Source organism: Muriicola sp. (assembly GCF_041567615.1).
Lineage (GTDB): Bacteria > Bacteroidota > Bacteroidia > Flavobacteriales > Flavobacteriaceae > Muriicola.
The window spans coordinates 1-3,910 of sequence record NZ_JBFGBM010000215.1 but is presented as its reverse complement, the minus strand read 5'-3'; the positions used below and the strand labels follow the sequence as shown (position 1 = coordinate 3,910).

At 45.1% G+C, this 3,910-nt stretch carries 3 protein-coding genes; 2 read left to right on the top strand and 1 reads right to left on the bottom strand.

The genetic code is table 11. From position 1 onward, the window contains the following. The coding region (htpG, locus tag ABYP73_RS11995; RefSeq protein WP_372974484.1) for a molecular chaperone HtpG at positions 1-1,608 on the bottom strand (1,608 nt) is incomplete at its 3' end. Positions 1,609-1,972: 364 nt separating this feature from the next. Between htpG and ABYP73_RS11990 the strand changes: the two genes are divergently transcribed. Next, a complete protein-coding gene (locus ABYP73_RS11990; protein ID WP_372974483.1) occupies positions 1,973-2,632 on the top strand; it encodes a TetR family transcriptional regulator C-terminal domain-containing protein in 660 nt (219 codons plus the stop codon). 26 nt (positions 2,633-2,658) lie between these two features. Continuing rightward, the coding region (locus tag ABYP73_RS11985; protein ID WP_372974482.1) for an ABC1 kinase family protein at positions 2,659-3,910 on the top strand (1,252 nt) is incomplete at its 3' end.

Below are 3,910 nucleotides of genomic sequence, written 5' to 3'. Positions count from 1 at the left end.
GGCGGCCTGGCTGTCCATGGCTTCCAGCTGTACGGTATACCCTTTGTCTCCCAGCACTTCCTCGATCTGCGTCTTGAGTTTCTCCTTTTCTTCTTCCGAGAGCTTGCTGATCTTGGTGTCTTCCTTTTTGATCAGGTTATCGAGGTGGTCTGCATCCACCCTGGCAAAGGAAAGCTTTTCCTTGGAGGTCTCGAGTTTCTGCAGCAAGTGGCCGACGATAGGGGAATCGAGCAGGAGCACTTCGTATCCTCTTTCTTTGGCAGCATCTATATAACTGTGTTGTTCCTCCTTGTCCGAAGCGTACAGGACCACCAGATTTTCGTCCTTGTCTGTCTGTTGAGCGGAGATCTTTTCCTTGAGTTCATCGAAGGTGTAATATGCACCGTCTACCGTGGGGTAGAGCGCAAAAGCCTCAGCCTTCTCAAAGAATTTCTCCTCGGACAGCATTCCGTATTCGATTACGATCTTGATGTCATTCCATTTGGCTTCAAAATCTTCCCTGTTGTCCTTAAAGAGGGAGCTGAGTTTGTCTGCCACCTTCCTTGTGATATAGGAAGAAATCTTTTTTACCGCCCCGTCTGCCTGCAGGTATGACCGGGACACGTTGAGCGGGATATCGGGAGAATCGATGACTCCCCTCAGCATGGTCAGGAATTCGGGTACGATTCCTTCTACATTGTCCGTTACAAATACCTGATTCTGATACAGCTGTATCCTGTCTTTCTGGATATTCAGGTCGTTCGTAAGTTTTGGAAAGTAGAGTATACCGGTGAGATTGAAGGGATAGTCTACATTGAGGTGAATGTTGAACAGGGGCTCCTCGAACTGCATGGGGTAGAGCTCCCGGTAAAAAGCTTTGTAGTCTTCCTCCTTCAGGTCGGCAGGTTTTTTGGTCCAGGCCGGATTGGGATTATTGATGATGTTATCCACTTCTTCTGTTGGGGCGGGGTCCTCCTCCTTGGCTCCTTCAGGTTTTGGCAGGGTTTCCGTGCGCGTGCCGAATTTAATCGGTACGGGCATGAACTTGTTGTATTTGGTCAGCAGTTCCCGGATGCGGTGTTCTTCGAGGAACTCCTTATCATCGTCATTGATGTGCAGGATGATCTCTGTTCCCCTTTCCTTTTTCTTTCCTTCTTTGAGTGTAAATTCCGGGGTCCCGTCACAGATCCAGTGGGCTGCGGGTTCGTCCTTGTAACTTTTGGTGAGGATTTCCACTTTTTGAGCTACCATAAAGGAGGAGTAGAATCCAAGACCAAAGTGTCCTATGATGCCGGCATCTTTTCCAGCATCTTTGTACTTGTCAAGAAATTCCTCTGCTCCGGAAAAGGCTACCTCGTTAATATACTTGCGAACCTCATCTTCAGTCATTCCTATACCCTGGTCGATAATATGCAGCTTTTTGCCTTTCTTGTCGATTTTGACCTCAATGATAGGATTGCCGTATTCTACCTTGGCCTCTCCGATAGAAGTGAGGTGTTTGAGTTTGAGGGTAGCGTCTGTCGCATTGGAAATTAATTCTCGCAGGAATATTTCGTGATCACTGTACAGGAATTTTTTGATCAGTGGGAAAATATTCTCTACGGAAACATTGATTTTACCTGTTGCCATCGATTTTAAATTTTTGTTTTCGCCTATGGCGGATCAAAAAAAATACCAGAATTGATTAAAATGACAATCTGGCACTTTTGGGAGTAAAAATTTAGCAGCTCAAAACTTTAACAAATTTTTTTGTTTAAAAATATAATAAATAGATTAAACATTATTTATATTTGCCTATGATTGCTTCGAAATCATTGCTATGAAAAAGTAAAATTGGTTTTAGTAATCAGTTTGTTTATTAATTGGTTAGGTTGTTAGAAAGCGCGTCGTCCACTTGGAGGCGCGCTTTTAATTTTATTCCTATTATTCTCATATTCTTAACAACTTACATGTTTATAATAATGTAAATTTGCTTAAACAAAAATAAGTGACAATGGCTACTAAAAAATCCGGGGCAACCCAATCCGCTGCAGAAATTGCGTCAGCATATATGACCTATGTATTGGACCATGAGAAAAGACCGGCTTCGGTATACAAATTCTGTAAGGCCATAGAGATCTCTGAGGAAGACTTTTATCAGTCTTTCGGATCCCTGAATTCCCTTCAAAAAGAGGTCTGGAACATGTTTTATGACAATACCCTGGAAGTACTGAGTAAAAACAAGGATTACGAAGAGTTCAGTAACAGGGATAAAATGCTCTCCTTTTTCTTCACTTTCTTTGAGGTGCTTAGCCTCAACAGGAGCTATGTGCTTTATTCCCTCTCTGAACACCACATGTCGCTGAAAAACCTGGAGCAGCTCAAAGGCTTGAGAAAACGGATTCGTGATTACGCCAGGGAACTTATAGCGGAAGGCAATGAAGAAAAGGCTTTTAAAATATCCAGGCACAACCCGACCCTGTTTTCCGAAGGAGCCTGGTTACAATTCCTGTTCCTGCTAAAGTTCTGGATGGAAGATGCCTCCAAAGGTTTTGAAAAGACAGACATTGCCATAGAGAAATCGGTAAAGACCATTTTTGATGTCTTTGATAATACCCCTCTCGACAGTATCCTGGATTTTGGCAAATTCCTGTTCAAGGAAAACATGGCCTGAATAATTTTACGTTAGCCCCTTTTTGCATGAAAACACTGGATAAGATCCCCACAGGAAAAATCGAAAGAGCCGGAAAGCTCGTGAAAACAGGCGTGAAGGTAGGGGGTAACTATGTAAAATACTACAGCAAAAAGCTGGTCAATGGGGACACTACCAGAGAAGAACTAGACGAGAACAATGCGACCGATATCTACGACGGTCTCAAAAGTCTCAAAGGGAGCGCCCTGAAGGTAGCCCAAATGCTGAGCATGGAAAAAAACCTCTTGCCAAGGGCCTATGTGGAGCGCTTTTCCCTGTCCCAGTTCTCCGTGCCTCCTTTGTCGGCCCCCCTGGTCAGAAAGACCTTTAAAAAATACCTCGGACAGTACCCGGAGGAGGTTTTCGATAGGTTTGAACGCGATTCCATCAACGCCGCCAGTATAGGACAGGTTCACAAAGCCTGGAAAGATGACAAAGAACTGGCCGTAAAAATACAGTATCCGGGGGTGGCTGAAAGTATCTCCTCAGACCTCGCCTTGGTGAAACCCATTGCTATTCGGATGTTCAATCTGCAGGGCAAGGATTCTGAAAAATATTTCAAAGAGGTGGAGGACAAGCTGCTCGAAGAGACGGATTATATCCTCGAAATCCGGCAGAGTAAGGAGATCTCTGATGCCTGTGCCCATATACCCAATTTGGATTTCCCGGCCTATTACGAAGATCTTTCCAGTGAGCGTATTCTGACCATGGACTGGATGCACGGCATGCATCTGAGTGAGTTTTCCAAAACTTCTTTCTCCCGGGAAACAGGGAATCTATTGGGTCAGACCCTCTGGGATTTCTACATGTTCCAGATGCACGGATTGAGGAAGGTTCACGCTGATCCCCATCCCGGGAATTTCCTGATCAGCCCTGACCACAGGCTTATCGCGATCGACTTTGGCTGTATCAAGGAGGTGCCCGATGAATTCTACATTCCCTATTTTGAACTAGCGCGAAGGGAGGTCATCGAGGATGAGGCGCTTTTCGAGGTAAAACTGGAGGCTCTGGAAATATTGACCCCCGCCGATTCACCCGAGGAAAGGAAATTCTTCAAAGAACTTTTCAGGGAATTGCTCACGCTCTTTACCATGCCCTTCAACCAGGAATCCTTTGATTTTGGATCCGATGAATTCTGGGGGCGCATCGCCGACATCAGCCAGCGCTACTCCAAGGATGAACACATCCGCAAGATGAACGGGAACCGAGGCTCACGTCACTTCCTCTATATCAACCGTACCTTTTTCGGCCTATACAATC

Excerpts from the sequence above, each read along its gene's own strand:
- ABYP73_RS11990 (WP_372974483.1), top strand. The coding sequence starts at position 1,973 with ATGGCTACTAAAAAATCCGGGGCAACCCAATCCGCTGCAGAAATTGCG.